General features: G+C 63.9%; 1 protein-coding gene. It reads right to left on the reverse strand.

What is annotated here, in order from left to right:
- Positions 1 to 1,098 (reverse strand): IS3 family transposase gene (locus A612_RS00730; RefSeq protein ID WP_141630310.1). Its coding sequence is split into 2 segments (ribosomal slippage), with 1,099 coding nucleotides annotated over them: positions 1 to 837 and positions 837 to 1,098; the frame shifts between segments, so codons are not numbered across the junction. This gene is flagged as partial in the annotation.
- Positions 1,099 to 1,166 lie beyond the last annotated feature (68 nt).

Raw genomic sequence — 1,166 nt, forward strand, 5'->3', positions numbered from 1 at the left:
CATCGCCAGCGCGCTGGCGATGCTGTGCGGCGAATCTGGCCGGCGGTATGCGCCCCAGGGAACTGTGTGGCCGCACCTCGTTGTAGTCACGCCGCCATCGGGCGATCTCCTGTCTGGCCTGCGCCAGTGACTCAAACCATTGCTCGTTCAGACACTCGTCCCTGAACTTGCCGTTGAAGCTCTCGATGTAGGCGTTCTGTGTCGGACAGCCCGCATCGTTGAGCAGATGCCGAACGCCTCTTGCGGCCGTCCAGGCCAGGAACGCCCGACTGGTGAACTCCGGCCCTTGGTCCGTGCGGATCGCTCGCGGATAGCCCCTGAACTGCGCCGCCTGATCCAGCAAGCGCACCACGTACTCCCCGCCTATGCCGTGATCCACGGCGATGTCCACGCACTCGCGGCTGAAGTCATCCACCACCGTCAGGCACTTGATGCGCCTGCCGTTGGCCAGGGCATCCATCACGAAGTCCATGCTCCAGGTGTCGTTGACATACTGGCTGGCCGCCAAGGGTTGACGCTCGCCGATGGGGCGTTTGATCTTGCGGCGCTTGCGCACCGACAGGTTGGCCTGCTTGTACAGGCGCCAGACGCGTTTGTGGTTCACTTGCCGCCCCTCCAGGGCCAGCAGATCGTGAATGCGCCTGTAGCCGAAGCGTCGGCGCTCATGGGCCAGCTCGACGATGCGCGTGCTCAGCTCGGCCGTGGCGGCATTCATCCTGGGCGGCTGCCGGTAGCTTGTTCGTGACAACCCCGCATAGCGACAGGCGCGGCGTTCGCTGATGGCCAGTTGCTCGACCATCCTGGCGACCGCTTCGCGCCTGGCCTGCGGGGTCAGCGCTTTACCCCGAAGCCCACCTTCAGCGCTTCGATGTGCAGGTGTGCCTCGGCCAGCAGCTTCTTGAGCTTGGCGTTCTCCGACTCAACTTCGCGCAGCCGCGTGGCCTCGCTGGCCTGCATGCCGCCGAACTTGGCGCGCCACTTGTAGAAGGTCGCGTCGCTGAAGCCGCCCAGGCGGCACAGTTCCTTGACTGGCATGCCGCCTTCGGCCTGCTTGAGGAACCCGATGATCTGCTCGTCGGTGAATCTGCTCTTCTTCATGTCCGTTCTTCCTGCTGAAAACGGACTCTACTAACCTTCAACTGGTACGGCCTATGGGGAGCAGGTCA

The sequence above is a fragment of the Melaminivora alkalimesophila genome (assembly GCF_000282995.1).
GTDB classification, from domain to species: domain Bacteria; phylum Pseudomonadota; class Gammaproteobacteria; order Burkholderiales; family Burkholderiaceae_C; genus Melaminivora; species Melaminivora alkalimesophila.